The organism is Bradyrhizobium sp. 27S5 (assembly GCF_037217225.1).
GTDB classification, from domain to species: Bacteria; Pseudomonadota; Alphaproteobacteria; order Rhizobiales; family Xanthobacteraceae; genus Bradyrhizobium; species Bradyrhizobium septentrionale.
In genome coordinates this window covers 7963481-7977788 of record NZ_CP147714.1, presented here as the reverse complement: position 1 = coordinate 7977788, position 14308 = coordinate 7963481, and the positions used below count along the sequence as shown (strand labels likewise).

The following is a 14308-nucleotide window of genomic DNA, read 5'->3' as shown; positions in this document are numbered from 1 at the left end:
CATGGCGAGCATGAATGACGCGACGCAGCGCGGTTTCACTTTGCTCGAGATGGTGTGCGTGCTCGCCATCATCGCGCTGCTCGCGGCCGTGCTGCTTCCGTTCATTCCGCACCAGACCTCGCGTTCGCGGTTGCAGGCCTATGCGCTGCAGACCGCGACGCTCTTGAAGGCCGATCGCAATGCCGCCATCGAGCGCAGCACCAGCGTGGCGACGCTGGTCGATGCGGCGAGCCGGGTGATCCACTCGGGCGCATCGCGCATGGCGGTGCGAATTCCAGACGATGTGCGGTTCGATGCCGTGCTGCCGCAACGCTGCCAGCGGCAGGCCGCGTTATCGACCATTCGTTTCTTCGCCAATGGCGGTTCCTGTGGCGGCTCCATCGCGCTGACGCGGCTCGATGCAGGATATGAAGTGCGCGTCAACTGGCTCACCGGAAGGGTTGAAATCGTTGCTCGCGACGTCGCCGCCAACTAACCGCGCTGATGCGGGGTTCACGATCATCGAGGTGCTGGTGGCGCTGGCGCTGGTGGCCGTCTCGATCGTCGCGATCGGCGCCGTCATGGGCGTCAAGACGCGCGGTGTTCGCGCCATGGAGCAGCACGTCGCGCTGATGCAGGCAGCGCGCACCTTGATGACGGTCGGCATCCCGACCCGCGCCGAATTGCAGCCGGGCTCATCGACCGGGCAGGCGGAGGGCTACCGCTGGACCGTCGACGTCAGTCCGCTCGGTGGTGACTGGACGGTTCCCGAGGGCAACGTGCCCTGGGCCCCGGAGCTGGTGAGAATTCGTGTCAAATCTCCGGGCGGCGCGTTGTCCGACGTCCGCACCGTGCGCCTGATGCCGAGGTCCTCGCAATGACCTCGGCGAACACAGACCGGCGCGCGCATGAGCGCGGCTTCACGCTGATCGAGACCATCGTCGCGCTGGCATTGATGGGGCTGTTGCTGTCGGCGCTCGCCAGCATCACGGCGCAATGGTTGCCGAGCTGGAACAAGGGGCTCGACCGGATCCAGCGCAGCGAGCTGATCGGGATCGCGCTGGAACGGATCGGCGCCGACCTCGCCGCGGCGGAGTTTGTTGCCGCGAATCGCGACGCCCACAAGCCGCTGTTCGATGGATCGGAATTGTCGGTGACGTTCGTGCGGACATCGGTAGGACCGAATGCGGGGCCGGGGCTCGACATCGTGCGGCTTGGCGAGATCAGGGATCGCGGCGAGTTCGTCACGGTGCGTTCGCAGGCGCGGTTTACGCCGCTGGCCGACGGAGTGTCGCTGTCGGAACAGGTGCATCTCGGCAGCCCGGTCGTGCTGCTGCGCGCGCCCTATCGGCTGTCCTTCGCCTATGCCGGGGCGGACCGGGCATGGAAAAGCGTGTGGCAGGATGCCGACAGACTGCCGGTGATGATCCGCCTGACGGTGCGTGATGCGGCCAGCGAACGGGTGTTGTCGGTGTCGACCATCGCGCCGGTCCATGTCCAGATTCCGAGCGACTGCACCAAGCCGGACGGCAATTGCGGCGACAAGCGCAATTCCGACGGCAACACCGATCAGGGCAAGACGTCTACCGATCAGGGGAAGACGTGATGGGCGCGACCGGCAAGTGCGGCCGAACGCCGGCCGATCGCGGCTTCGTCATCGTTGCGGTGCTCTGGATCCTGCTGGCGCTGTCGTCGCTGGCGATCATCTTCTCGGCCTATCTCGCCGCGTCGGCGCGGGCGCTGGCCGCCAGCGACCTGTCGTTGCAGACCGAGGCGCTGATGTCGGCCGGAGTAGAGCTCGCCGCTTATCAATTGACGTTGACGGATGAGAAGACGCGGCCGCAGAGCGGGGCTTTTCATTTTGGGCTGGACGATGCCAGCGTCGGCGTGACCTTCACGTCGGAGGCGGGGCGCCTCGACCTGAACTACGCATCGAAGGAGATGCTGATTGGCCTGTTCGTCGTGCTCGGCGCCGGCAAGGACGCAGCCGGCGAATACGCCGACCGGATCGTCGGCTGGCGAACCCGGCCCGCGCCGGGCAGCGAGAATGTCGAGGCCGCCCGCTACAATGCGCTTGGCTACCCGCCGCGACAGGGCCTGTTCGTCCACGTCAATGAGCTGGCGCTGGTCGCCGGTATCCCCGAAGCCCTGGTCGACCGCGCGCTGCCGTTTGTCACGGTGTTCAACGGCAGCCCGGATGTCGATCCGAAGATCGCGGCGCCGGAAATCGTCAGGGCGCTGGACAAGGCATCGGGCAACGATCAGGACGGATTCGGGGCGCGTTCGGCCTCGCCAAACGGCATCGCGGCCGGAACGCAAGCGCCGAACGCGCAAAGTGCGGCATCGACAGCGCAAAGCCCATGCTACCGGATCGCGATCTCGATCCGTTTCCGCAACGGCCATCGCACCACGTCCGAGGCGGTGATCGCGCTCGGCGACAAGGTCGAGCCCTATCGTGTGTTGTCCTGGCAGAACGATGTCGAACCGCGAAATCCGGTTCTGCTTCGCGGGAGAGGTTGATGGCAATATTTGCCGAAGCACGACAATGGTTTGAGCGTTGGATCGGCGCGGTCGCGGTCACCGTTGACGGCGTCGCTGATAGGTTCGTGCGCCGGCGTGGCGTCGCGCTCGACGAAAATGCCGACGGCACATTCACCGCCCGTCTCGCGGTGTCGAAGGATGGTTCGCCTTCGGTGCCGGTTTCGTTTCGGCTCGATCACGATGCGCCGCAGCCTCCGCTGCCAGCGGATTGGAAGACGGCGTTCGACGGCAGCCGGATCGAGGTGCGCTTGCGATCGGATCAAATCGTCAGCCGCGTGCTCGATTTCCCGAGTCAGGCTGGCGATTTCCTCGACGGCATGATCCGCGCGCAGGTCGACCGGCTGACACCATGGAGCGCCGCTGACGCGGTGTTCGGCTGGGGCGCGCCGCAACCGGTCGGCAATGACCGTATTGAGGTCGCGTTCAGTGCGACCGCGGCGGCCAAGGTCGATCCGTTGATCCGGTTGGCCAGGACGCTGGGCGGTGCCTCCATCGCGGTCACGGCGCCGGCGGTTGGCGGCGACGGCGCGCTGCAGCAGGTGACGCTGCTCGATCGGCCGTTGCGGGGTCTTGCCGGACCTGTGGTTCCGCGCCTGTTGCGCATCGGCCTGGTCTCGACGGCCGCCGCAGCCGCGGTCTCGCTGCTGCTGAACGTCTATCTCGGCGGCTGGCTGCAATCGGAGCAGGACGATCTTCAGCACCGAATCTCGCAGCGCCGTGCCGCGCTGCGCCTCGATGCCAATGGCGATTCGTCCGGTCTCGGCCTCTTGGCCAAGCGCAAGCAGACGACGCCGTCGAGCGTCATGGTCCTGGAAGCGATCTCGCGCGTGCTGCCCGATACCACCTATGTGACCGAGCTGCGGATCGAGGGCAACAAGGTGCAGGTGGTGGGAATGACCCAGGATGCGCCATCCCTGATCAGGCTGCTGGAGCAGTCGCCGCAATTCACCCGCGCGACGTTCTTCGCGCCGACGACGCGCGCAGCGAATGAGACGGCTGAGCGGTTCCACGTCGAGGCCAACATCACCGCGAATTTTGGGTCCGGCACATGAGCGCAGCATCCCGATCGCTGGCCGCCGTCAGCACCTCGCCACTGGTTGCGACCGCGAGCTATCTCGGCCTTTTCGTGCTTTTGCTCTTTGTCGTCATTTCGTCGCTGTCTGACATCGCTGGCCTGCGCAGCGATGTTGCTGCCTCGGCCGGAATGCTGGAGCAACTCGAAGGGCGATCCAGGGCGAATACCGCGCCCGGTCAGCCCGCGATGCCGACCGGTTCCGCCTATCTCGAGGGCGCGACCGTCACGGTTGCCGGCGCCACCCTGCTGCAACGCGTGTCGGGCGCCGTGATCAAGGCCGGCGGCAACGTGCTGTCGACGCAGCTCGACGTTCCCAACGCACCGGCCAAGGCCGGCTTCCTCAGCATGGTCGCGAGCTGCGAGATCGAGCAGGCGCAATTGCAGCAGGTGCTCTACGATCTCGAAGCCGGCATGCCGTTCCTGTTCATCGACCAATTGGTCGTGCAGCCCGTCGCCGACGAGGCCGCCAAGGGCGCCGATCCCGGCAAGATGCGCGTGCTGCTCGGCGTGTCCGGACAATGGCGGGGAGCCAAGTGATGCGACGCTTTGCAGCGATCATCGTGCTCCTGGCCGCGTCGGTTCATGCTGCAGCGGCCGCCGTGCCCGACCGGTCCGGCGATGCGCTCGACGCCGGGCTGCTCGATGATACCCGCCTGGGCGGGCCGGTGCTGAGCTCGCCGCCGCCGTCCGAACCTGTAACGTCGGTCCGCGTGGCCCCTTCGCCGGCGCCGACGCCGCGGCCACTCAGCGCAAATCCGCTGTGGGGCATCCCGCTCAAGACGCTGTCCAACACGCGCGACCGGCCGGTGTTCTCGCCGTCGCGGCGGCCGCCGCCCGCCGTCGTTGCGGAACCGGAGGTCAGCAAGCCAGCGCCGACGCCGCCGCGCAAGGTCGCGATCGAACCGCCGCCGCTGTCGCTGGTCGGCACGATCGCGGGAGATGATGAAAGTTTCGGGATATTTCTCGATCAATCGAACAAGACCGCGCTGCGACTGAAGGTCGGTGACGATTTCCAGGGATGGAAGCTGCGAGCCATCAACGGACGTGAAGTCAGGATGCAGAAGGACGAGCAGGAGGCCGTGCTCACATTGCCCCAGCCCGGCGGTGAAGAGAGCGGCGACGTCCGGCTCGTTCCGGTCAGCACGGAGCGGAAGCCCTTGGCCGCGCGGCGCCAGATGTGATTGCAGCGTCCAGCGGAAATTAGATCAGCGCGAGCCAGCTCTGAAGTGCCGACGTCAGGAGAAGCCCGAGCGCAAGAAAAGGACCGAACGGGATCGACGTCTGGCGCTTCATCTCGTGTCCTGCGAGTTGCAGGCCTCCGGCAACTGCAAGTGCCGCGAGTGCTGCGATCAGCAGCAAGGTCGGAACTTCTGTTGCGCCGACCCAGGTCGTGGCGGCGGCAAGAAATTTGACGTCGCCAAGACCCAATCCGTCGACATGCCGCAAGACGAAGTAAAGCCGCTGCAACAGCCAGAACACGGCGCCGACGAGGACCGCGCTCGCCATTGCAGTGAAGGCGGCTGTCGTGCCTTCAGTGACGACGACGTTCGCAAGACCGAGCGCGGCGATCGCAAGGTTCAGCCAGTTTGGAATGATGCCGTGGCGAAGATCGATTAGCGCGACCGCGCAGCAGAGCACGCAAAGCGCGCCGTAAGACCCGATAAAATGAAGAACTTCGCGATCGATATGCATGGTGACGGGATAAGTGTGACGCGTGCTCAATGTGTTGCAACAACTCGCGCGCGTTGAACAGTCCATTTTCAATTGATCCGTCACCGCGCGACGGGTTTGCGAAATTGTGATCGTCATCGACGGCAGCGAAGCAGAAAAGATGCGACAAAATGTCTGCGCTGTCACAAATCCGCATAGGATACCGACAATAGTTCGCACCACTGCGTGCCGCGAGCCCTTCGTGGCAGATGAGTGGGTTGACTATGCACAAGATGCGAGTGGCGGCGTGCCTGGCTTTGCTGGCAGCGTCAGCAGGCGCGCGCGCCGCGAATGCCGGCGCTCTGGAGGAAGGTGCCGAGCGCTATCGGCCGTATTTGATCGAGGGCGTCGCCAGTGCGCTGACAGGCGCGCGTGCATTGCGCGAGCGCGCGGCGGCAGCGGATTTGCCCGGTGCGAAGAAGGCCTGGCTGTCGGCGCGCGCCGGCTGGGAGCGCTCGGAAGTGTTCACCGCAGGCTTCGTTCCCGAGCTCGATGCGCAGATCGACGCCTGGCCGAACGCGGACAGCGGGTTCCACGCCATCGAGGCGAAGCTGTTCGGGGCAGGCAGCACCGACGTTGCCACTGACGCGGCGGGCCTTGTCGAGCACCTCAACGACCTTCACGGCAAGCTCAAGGACATCAAGCTGACGCCGCAGGGCCTCTTGGACGGCACGGTGCGGCTCGCTTACGAAGTCGGAGAGAGCAAGGCTGATGGCGGCGAGTCGCGTATCAGCGGCACCTCGCTCGACGACATGCGCAACAACATCGCCGGCATCGACTTCGCCTATCACACGATCTTCTCTGCCGCGCTCAACACGGTCGACGGCAAGCTCGACGAGACGGTGAACAACCGGATCGAGCAACTCGAGGCGATCGTCGCGACGCCCGACCTGCCGCACGTCAACATTGCCGATCTGCGCCAGACCAGTGAGGAACTGGTCATCGCCTTGCAGAGCGCGTCGGCGAAGCTCGGCCTGCAGCGGCCGACTTTGGAGGCCCAGGCGCGATGAAATCGCTTCAGCTGCGTCTGGCTGCACTGCTCTCCGGCGTCATCGCCCTTGCACTGCTCGGGCGCGCCGTGGCGTTTCCCGTCGATGGCGACAAGACCGTATTGCCGGTTGCGACCGAGCTGAATGAGGATGCGCTCGACAAGCCGCGTGAGGTGTTTCAGTCCGAGCGCACCGGCAGCAAATCCTATCTGGTCAATCTCGGCGATCTCGCTTTCAATTCGCCCGGATTGCTTGGCGAGGTGGCGCGGCAGGCCGGCGTGAGCTGCGGCACCTGTCACGTGAATGGTGCCAACAACGCCGAATTCTTCATGCCGAAGATGTCGAGCCGGCCCGGCACGTTCGACACCACCGGCCCGCTGTTCAATCCCAAGGCCAACAATCTGGCGTTCGATCCCGTGCGGATTCCGAGCCTGCGTGGCGCCCGCTACCTGGCGCCCTATGGCGCCGATGGCCGGTTCGCCTCGCTGCGCGATTTCGTCCACAACGTCATCACCAGCGAGTTCGCCGGACCGGAGCCGTCGCCGGCAACGCTCGATGCGATCGTGGCCTACATTCACGACATCGACTTCCTGCCCAACCCGAGCCTCGGTCCCGCGGGACGGCTGGCCGGCAAGATCACCGAGCCGGAACGCCGCGGCGAAGCGTTGTTCTCGCGGCCGTTCCCGCACGATCCCGCGCTGAGCTGCGCCGGCTGCCATGTTCCATCGTCGGGCTTTGTCGATCATCAGCAGCACGACATCGGTTCAGGCGGTCTGTTCAAGACGCCGACCCTGCGTAACGCCGACTTCAACGCGCCGTATTTTCACGACGGCCGCTTCGACAATTTCAGCCAGGTCGTCGATTATTTCGACCGCACCTTCCAGCTCGATCTCTCGGCGCAGGACAAGGGCGACCTGGTCGCCTATCTCACGGCGGTGGGCGATGGCGTGCAGCCCTATGAGCGCGACGGTGCCGGCGCCACGCTGAAGGAGATCAACGATTTCTCGACGGTGCTTGCGACCGCGATTCCTGCCGGCGACAAGGACATCGTCGCACTTGCGGTCGATACGATCGGCCGTGAGCTGCGCGAATTGACCGAGCAATACCCGGATCGCAAGAACACCAGCGTATCAGGCGGCGAGCAGCAGCGCGTGCTTGCGCGCAACGGTCTCAAGGAGCTCGTGCTCACGCTGCGGCGAATCGAAATGGCTGTTGCTGCGGGGCGCAGCGCTGATGCTGCAACCGAGTTCAGGAACTATCGCAATCTGATGGCCGCCGCAGTTCCTGCGTTGCTGGCCAGCGCCGAGCCGTGGTCGCTGTTCAATCAGGACGTGCATGATCAGCATTATGCTGCGCTTCGCCAGGTGATGCGCTCCAAGCACGTTTCGCATTGATATAGCTGAATTGAAGTGCATTCGCCGTCAAAATCGTTGCGTTGATTGCTCAATTAATTTTCTATCAATGGTTGAATATGTGAATCACGGAGATGCGCGCGCTGCTGATGATGTCTCCGCGAAAATATTTGAACGTTTCGAAATTTCTTGCGCGCATTCATGTAAGCGAAAACCATGCGTCATATTGCCGCACTAAGCAGGGTGCGTTGCTAACCGCAAACACCTGAGGTCGACAATGAGTTTGAACTACAAAAAGCACTGGCGAACCAGCACCGCGCTCTGCATCGCGTCCACGGTGCTCGTTGCGACAGCCGCATATGCCGCTCACTATCCGGGCGGCCACAGTGATTGGGACAAGCGCCCGCATCACAACAACAAGGCGCACCACGATGCCGATCGCGCCAAGAATGACCACGATCATGGCGACAAGGATCACGGCGACAAGGTGAAGACCGCTTCGCCGATCAAGCACGTCATCATCCTGATCGGCGAGAACCGCGGCCTCGATCACACCTTTGGCATCTACAAGCCGAAGGGCAAGGGGCAGACGATCTCCAACCTGTTGTCGAAGGGCATCGTCAACGAGGACGGAACGCCGGGTCCGAACTTTGCGCAGGCGCAGCAGTACTCGGTCGCGGGCCAGACCTCCTTCTATATTGGCGCGCCGACCATCTCGAAGTCGCCCTACAACGCGACCAACCTGATGCCGCAGCCGAACACCAACGGCACGCCGACCGCGCAGAGCGACACCGGCGCTCCGTTCAAGACGATCGCCGAAGCCAGTGTCGAGAAGGACATGGACCCGGCCGATCTCGACATCCTCACCACCGGCTTCAGCGGCCTGCCGACCGGTGTGCTCGATACCCGCGTTCCCGGCGCCGGCGGTCTGAACGGACCGTTCCAGCTGCAGGGCGAGCAGCTCTCCGACGACGACTACACCGGCGACTCGACGCATCGCTTCTATCAGGACTGGCAGCAGGAAGACTGCAGCGCCGCCAGCGCCACCAAGAAGAACAATTCGGGCTGCCTGAACGACCTGTTCCCGTTCGTGATGGCGACCTATTCGGCGTCGAACAAGAGCATGGCCAACTCGATGGGCTTCTACAACGCCCAGCAGGGTCAGGCCCCGGTCCTGAAGATGCTCGCCGACCGCTTCACGCTGAGCGACAACTTCCACCAGTCGTTCCACGGCGGCACCGGTGCGAATCACTTCATGCTCGGCACCGGCGATGCGGCCTTCTGGAGCGACGGCAAGGGCAACCCGGTGACGCCGCCGGCCAACCTGATCGCCAACCCCAACCCGGCCGCGGGTTCGGTCAACCGCTACACCGTCGATGGCAATTGGAGCAACTGCTCTGATGTCTTCCAGCCCGGCGTGAAGCCGATCGTCACCTATCTCAACAATCTGCCGTACGCGGCCGAGCCGAACTGCAAGCCCAACCACTACTACATGCTCAACAACGTCAATCCGGGCTATCTGCCGAACGGCGCGCTGGCGGGCGGCAACAACGTCCCGCCGTCGTCGGTCCGCACGATCGGCGACGCGCTCATGGAGAAGAACATCTCCTGGGCGTTCTATGGTGGTGCGTTTAACGACGCCGTGGCGCTCTCCAACGCCGCGGTTGCCGCCAATCCGTCGAACCCGAACCTCAGCGCCGCCGCGGTTGCCGATCCGGCGCACGCGCTCGGCGTTGCCTACTGCCAGATCTGCAATCCGTTCCAGTATGCGACCTCGATCATGGCCAACCCGGCCGTGCGTCAGGCTCACATGAAGGACACTGCCGATCTGATCACGTCGATCGAGAAGAACACGCTGCCCTCGGTGTCGTTCGGCAAGCCGGATGGCCTGCTCGACGGTCATCCGCAGAGCTCGAAAGTCGACCTGTTCGAGGCCTATGTCCTGAACGTACTCAACGCGCTGGACAACAATCCCGAGCTGAAGGCTGAAACCGCTGTCTTCATCACCTGGGACGAGGCCGGCGGCTACTGGGACTCCGGCTACCAGCAGTCCATCGACTTCTTCGGCGACGGACCGCGCATTCCGACCCTAATCCTTTCGCCCTATTCGACGGGCGGCAAGGTCAACCACAACTACGCCGACCACGTTTCGCTGCTGAAGTTCATCGAACGCAACTGGGCCCTCCAGCCGCTCACGAACCGAAGCCGCGACAACCTGCCGAACCCGACCTACACGAAGAACAACGAGTACGTCCCGACCAACAGCCCGGCACTGTCTGACCTGTTCGACGCGTTCGACTTCAGCAAGCCGGTCACGTTGTCCTACACCGAGTGATCGAGCTCTCGTCCACGACGAGGTCTTGATGTCATCCGAGGCCGGCGCCGATCGAACCCATGGTTCGGTCGGCGCTGTCATGTTTTGCCTGCTCACCCTCTGATTGACTGGAATATGCGATGAAGCGCAACGAAGTGACGTGTTCAATAAGCAGGACCGCCGCGGCCTGCCTACTTGCTGTTGCTATCCTGGCGAATGCTTGGATGCCCGCCCAGGCGCAGCAGTTTTCCGCCGACCTCGTTGCGCGGAAGGACGACACGGCAACCGCTATGGGAACCTTGCGAGTCTCGGACGGAAAAGCACGGATCGAGACAACCGCGTTGCCCGATGGCTTCTTCCTGATCGATACGGCGAGACCCGCGGCCTGGTTCGTCCGTCCGGGCGCCCGCGTCTTCATGGACGCAAGACGATCAAGCCCGCTGACCCAAATGTTCGTTCCGGTCGATCCGGACCAACCCTGCCGGCAATGGCAGGCGATCGCACAATTGGCCGCGCCGATCGATGCCGCGACATGGCATTGCCAACGCGTCGGAGAGGAGACGATCGCGGGGCGCGCCACCGATGTCTATCGGGTTACGGCGTCGCTCGGTCCCGGCTTCGTCGGGTGGATCGACCGCGCGCGGAAATTCCCGGTGCAGATCAAGACCGCGGATGGGACCGTGGTCGCCGTCGACCGCATCCGCGACGAGCCCCAGCCGGCGCAAGCCTTCGAAATCCCGGCGAACCTGCGCAAATTCGATCCGCAGGCGCTGATCCGCAGGATTCAGCAGAGCGACGTATGGGTTGCGCCGCCGGCTTCGGAGTGAGCCGGTGTCGGCCCGTGCCTACTGCGATTGCCGGCTCGTCACCGGAAGGATCCGGCCGAGCGCCGTGTAGTGCGACTGGTGTACGTTGCTGTTGAACAGCGACCAGGGCTCGACCTTTTTCAGGGCGACGGGAGCTTCGAAATTCACCAGCTGGGCGAATTGGCGATATTCCGCCATCGCATCGTCGATACGGCCGGCGCCGACGTCGAGATCGATGCGGCGCAGGGTGAGGACGAGGTCCTTCAGGATCGCACGCGCTGCCAGCCGCTCGTCCTTGCCGCCGATCGAGCTGTTCCTGATGTCGGGAATCCGCTCGGTCAATTCGCGCAGCTCGGCGCCGACGCCGGTCACGGCCAGCGACACCACCGCGGTATCGGCGGCCGGGATCGCGACCTCGAGGACGCTCGACAGTTCAAGCACTTCCTTCATCCGGAGCACGACTCCGTCCTTTTCGAACGGACGGTCGCCGTCACCGACCGCGGTCAGATAGGCGACGAGGTCCTGCATGTCCTGGGTCGACAGGTCGAGGTCGAACACGCGGTCGAAATGATCCACCACCTGCTCGTAACTGTCGTAGCGGCCGTCGTGGAAATACGGCGCGTTGAAGTTGGCGTTCAGCAGGGTAGGGGTCTTGACCAGTCCGCCTGATCCGACGTCGTGACGCAGCTGATCGTTGAAGGTTGCCCCCGGAACATGACAGCCGGCGCAGCTTAGTTCGGCCTGCTTCGGGAACGGCTTGAAGAACAGCTGCTCGCCGCGACGCTCCGCAACACTGGCTTGCGCGGCAAGCCTGCCGCCGGGCCCGAGCTTCGGATTCGGCAGGAAATCGATGTCGTTGATATAGGCGACGAGGCCGTCGAGAACCTCGTCGCGCGGCTTTGGACCCGAAAATTCATTGACGATGACATTATAGACGAAGTCGCGGAGCGAGCCGATGCGCCCGTCATGTCCGTAGGGCGCGAGGAAACGGGCGCCGCGCAGGCTCGGTATCCTGACCGGATCGAGGATGCTGTTGAACGTCTTGGCATTGAAGAGAAGGCTGGTCGTGTCGAAGGTGCCGGGACGCGAAGAGGCTCCGGGGACGAATAATTTCGGGTTCGATGCGCCATTGACGTGGCAGGTGCCGCAGCTCATCTCGGCCTGCCGGGCCTTGCCGCCCAGTATGGAAGGCGAATTGAACGCGAGATCGCCGAGATTGATCAGGTAGGACTTTCGCCCGCCCATCGCTTCGGAATGAAAAAGCTCGCGCGGCCGCGCCAGCGCCTCCTCGGATAATTCGGTGCCGGCCGGCAGCACCGTCTGGTCGCCGCCGAGCGGGAACGCCGTCGCGCGCAACGGAAGGAAGGCCGCGACGAGCGCCAGCAGCGCGATCGGCGCGTGCTTCACGCCGCGACCGGCGGCTGCGGTCCGACCTGCTCCGGAATCGCGCGCAACAATTTCCCAAGCCATCGCGAGAATTCGCCCCTGTCACAAATCGCTTCGTGCCGCCGCCCGATCGGAAGATGTCACGGAGGTGACAGTTTTCTGTCGGCGGGACCAATGACCGTCTGATTGGATAGACGAAGGTTGATTGCGGTTTGATGACGGCAACGAAGCCGAAACCGATGGTTACGCTTCTTACCGGGCGATACTCTGTCGGGGCGCGAACGACACGTCATGCCTTCGCGCGCGCGTCGAAAAACGGTCATCCCAGCGAAATGTGTTTTGCTTAGCGTGTAGCTCCATTTCTATTTCTTTCTAAATCAGGAGAGCATGATGCGGCTTTGGGGAGCCATTCCGGCGCTCGCAATTGTTGCTGGCACCGTTGCCACCGTACCGGTGGCAAACGCAGAGAATCTGGTCGAAAAGATCATCGATGAATTCAAGCACGAGGTCAGGGACGAGCTGCGTGATCTGCGCGATCGCGGTCATGAGGGGGTGCATCAGTACAAGCACATCGTGGTCATCTACCAGGAGAACCACAGCTTCGATAACCTCTACGGACACTGGGGCGATGTCGGCCGCGACCGGATCAATGGCACCGCTGACGCCGATGCGGCGCACACCTTGCAGGTCCGGCAGGACAATCAGACCGTCTATGCCTGTCTGCTGCAGAACGACGTCAACCTGACCTCGCCGTCGCCGCAGCCGACGAGCTGCACCGACAACACAGGCACGGTCGCGATCCTGAGCGCCTTCAAGAACAAGCCGTTCGAGATCAACGACTTCATTCCGACCTCGGCCACCACCTGCCCGAAACCGGTCGGCGCTTTCGCGGCGCACGGCTTCCTCAACGGCACCGGCGCGCCCGGCGGCTGCACCGAGGACATCGTGCATCGCTTCTACAACGAGCAGTACCAGCTCAACGGCGGCCGGCAGAACCGCTACGTGACCGGCAGCGACGCGTCGGGCCTGACGATGGGCTACTACGACACCAAGAAACTGCCGATCTACAGCTATCTGCACGGCCACGGCGCCCCGAACTACGTCATCGCCGACAGCTTCTTCCAGGGCGCCTTCGGTGGTTCGTTCCTCAACCACCAGTTCTTTGTTGCGGCCGCGGCGCCGCAGTTCGTCGGTGCCTTGAGCGACGGCAGCGCCAACGACTTCCACTCGATCGTCGATGCCAACGGCATGCCCACCAGCACGCCGCTTTATACGCCGCTCTCCACCGTGAAGGATGCTCAGCTGACGGCCAAGTGCAGCCAGGCCGGGCTACCGGCGGGCCTCGCCTGCGGCGACTACGCGGTCAACACCACGCAGCCAACCTACCAGCCCTATTCGCCGGGCACCCCCGACATCAAGCGCCTTCCGCCGCTGCACACGCCGAACATCGGCGATCGGCTGTCGGCAAAGCACGTTGACTGGGCCTGGTATTCGGGCGGCTGGTCGAACGCCAATGGCGACGTCGGCGCTTCCGGCTGGACCAACGGCAACGGCACGACCTGCACCGATCCGAACCATCTCGCGACGGCGGTGTTCCCGAATTGCGCCGACGTGGACTTCCAGTTCCACCATCAGGCGCTCAACTACTTCGCCAACTACGCACCGGGAACGCAGGCCCGCAGGGATCATCTGAAGGACGAGGCGGAGTTCATCCAGGCGGCCAAGAGCGGCCGGCTGAAGCAGGTCAGCTTCATCAAGCCGATCGGCGAGGAGAACGAGCATCCGGGCTACACCAGCGAGTCCGAAGGCAGCCAGCATCTCGTCGATCTCGTCAAGGCGATCACCGAAGGGCCGGATGGCAAGGATACGCTGATCGTCATCACCTATGATGAGTTCGGCGGGCAGTGGGATCACGTGCCGCCGCCGCCGCACAACCGTCATGGTGCCGAAGCCAGGGCTGCGGACCAGTGGGGTCCGGGCACCCGCATTCCGGCGCTGCTGATCGCCAAGCGCTTCAACAAGTCGGGCGTCGCGCATGAGGATTTCGACACCACGTCGATCCTCAGGATGCTCGAGAAGCGTTTTGATCTCGATCCGCTGGTGACGCGCCCAGTGCGCAGCCTTTCGGCGGCGCTGAAGGCCGGCGACCACTGACA

The 14308-nt window shown here is 63.9% G+C and carries 14 protein-coding genes; 12 read left to right on the top strand and 2 right to left on the bottom strand.

Annotated elements, in window-relative coordinates:
* The first annotated feature begins 10 nt into the window (after positions 1-10).
* The 7 genes from WDM24_RS37545 to WDM24_RS37515 are packed head-to-tail and all read left to right on the top strand — an operon-like array spanning position 11 to position 4776.
* Positions 11-475: a type II secretion system protein gene (locus WDM24_RS37545; protein WP_029079778.1), complete on the top strand. Its 465-nt coding sequence runs from the start codon at positions 11-13 to the stop codon at positions 473-475.
* Positions 441-860 (top strand): prepilin-type N-terminal cleavage/methylation domain-containing protein, encoded by a 420-nt coding sequence (locus WDM24_RS37540; RefSeq protein ID WP_338692402.1) that lies wholly within the window; start codon positions 441-443, stop codon positions 858-860. The genes WDM24_RS37545 and WDM24_RS37540 overlap by 35 nt, the downstream gene beginning before the upstream one ends.
* The gene (locus WDM24_RS37535; RefSeq protein WP_338692401.1) at positions 857-1585 is read left to right on the top strand and encodes a type II secretion system protein; all 729 of its coding nucleotides are present in this window, start codon (positions 857-859) and stop codon (positions 1583-1585) included. The genes WDM24_RS37540 and WDM24_RS37535 overlap by 4 nt, the downstream gene beginning before the upstream one ends.
* Positions 1585-2499: a type II secretion system minor pseudopilin GspK gene (locus WDM24_RS37530; RefSeq protein WP_338692400.1), complete on the top strand. Its 915-nt coding sequence runs from the start codon at positions 1585-1587 to the stop codon at positions 2497-2499. The genes WDM24_RS37535 and WDM24_RS37530 overlap by 1 nt, the downstream gene beginning before the upstream one ends.
* Complete coding sequence (locus tag WDM24_RS37525) at positions 2499-3572, top strand: PilN domain-containing protein (protein ID WP_338692399.1); 1074 nt, start codon at positions 2499-2501, stop codon at positions 3570-3572. Before WDM24_RS37530 ends, WDM24_RS37525 begins: the two co-directional genes overlap by 1 nt.
* A complete protein-coding gene (gspM, locus tag WDM24_RS37520) occupies positions 3569-4132 on the top strand; it encodes a type II secretion system protein GspM (RefSeq protein WP_338692398.1) in 564 nt (187 codons plus the stop codon). The genes WDM24_RS37525 and gspM overlap by 4 nt, the downstream gene beginning before the upstream one ends.
* Positions 4132-4776, top strand: coding sequence for a hypothetical protein (locus WDM24_RS37515; protein ID WP_338829294.1), 645 nt, complete (start codon positions 4132-4134; stop codon positions 4774-4776). Before gspM ends, WDM24_RS37515 begins: the two co-directional genes overlap by 1 nt.
* 19 nt (positions 4777-4795) lie before the next feature.
* On the opposite strand, the gene WDM24_RS37510 is transcribed toward WDM24_RS37515, so the two are convergent.
* Complete coding sequence (locus tag WDM24_RS37510; protein WP_338829293.1) at positions 4796-5485, bottom strand: A24 family peptidase; 690 nt, start codon at positions 5483-5485, stop codon at positions 4796-4798.
* A 44-nt stretch (positions 5486-5529) separates the two neighbouring features.
* Between WDM24_RS37510 and WDM24_RS37505 the strand changes: the two genes are divergently transcribed.
* From WDM24_RS37505 to WDM24_RS37490, 4 genes are all read left to right on the top strand, one after another.
* Positions 5530-6315, top strand: coding sequence for an EfeM/EfeO family lipoprotein (locus WDM24_RS37505; RefSeq protein ID WP_338829292.1), 786 nt, complete (start codon positions 5530-5532; stop codon positions 6313-6315).
* Positions 6312-7688, top strand: coding sequence for a cytochrome c peroxidase (locus tag WDM24_RS37500; protein ID WP_338829291.1), 1377 nt, complete (start codon positions 6312-6314; stop codon positions 7686-7688). The genes WDM24_RS37505 and WDM24_RS37500 overlap by 4 nt, the downstream gene beginning before the upstream one ends.
* A gap of 241 nt (positions 7689-7929) precedes the next feature.
* Positions 7930-9981, top strand: a complete 2052-nt coding sequence (locus tag WDM24_RS37495; protein WP_414645787.1) for an alkaline phosphatase family protein — start codon at positions 7930-7932, stop codon at positions 9979-9981.
* A 203-nt stretch (positions 9982-10184) separates the two neighbouring features.
* On the top strand, positions 10185-10787 hold the full coding sequence (locus WDM24_RS37490; protein ID WP_338829290.1) for a hypothetical protein: 603 nt from the start codon (positions 10185-10187) through the stop codon (positions 10785-10787).
* A gap of 18 nt (positions 10788-10805) precedes the next feature.
* Here the strand turns inward: WDM24_RS37490 and WDM24_RS37485 are convergent, their stop codons facing one another.
* Positions 10806-12236: a cytochrome c peroxidase gene (locus tag WDM24_RS37485; protein ID WP_338829289.1), complete on the bottom strand. Its 1431-nt coding sequence runs from the start codon at positions 12234-12236 to the stop codon at positions 10806-10808.
* A 306-nt stretch (positions 12237-12542) separates the two neighbouring features.
* On the opposite strand from WDM24_RS37485, the gene WDM24_RS37480 reads away from it, so the two are divergent.
* On the top strand, positions 12543-14306 hold the full coding sequence (locus tag WDM24_RS37480) for an alkaline phosphatase family protein (protein ID WP_338829288.1): 1764 nt from the start codon (positions 12543-12545) through the stop codon (positions 14304-14306).
* Positions 14307-14308: the final 2 nt, after the last annotated feature.